This is a genomic window from Colwellia marinimaniae, from assembly GCF_002207865.1.
GTDB lineage: Bacteria > Pseudomonadota > Gammaproteobacteria > Enterobacterales > Alteromonadaceae > Colwellia > Colwellia marinimaniae.
Map to the genome: position 1 here is coordinate 1 of NZ_BDQM01000180.1, position 314 is coordinate 314.

The following is a 314-nucleotide window of genomic DNA, read 5'->3' on the forward strand; positions in this document are numbered from 1 at the left end:
CCTTGTGGTATCAGATTATCCATAATTATCGGCTGGTTAACCTTAGTTAAGGTTTTACCCGCAAACTGCGCTTTAATCACATTCAACGATGAACTGGCACTATTCACAATGGCTTCAGCAATTAACTGACCACCAAGCTTGATCGTTTTAACCAGTTGCGGACGGCGTTTACCGATTGGCGCTGGCGCAGCTTGATGACCTTGTTCCGAAGTCGACAAAATAAGATGTGCACAACTGTTATCACGACCAAGACCGTTAATCGCAATATGTTGTACCGCTTTTTGTTGATCTTGACTACTTGGTTGATCTAACAG

At 43.3% G+C, this 314-nt stretch carries 1 protein-coding gene; it reads right to left on the bottom strand.

Going from position 1 to position 314, the window contains the following annotated elements:
- The coding region (locus MTCD1_RS18805; RefSeq protein ID WP_143760166.1) for a hypothetical protein at positions 1-314 on the bottom strand (314 nt) is incomplete at both ends.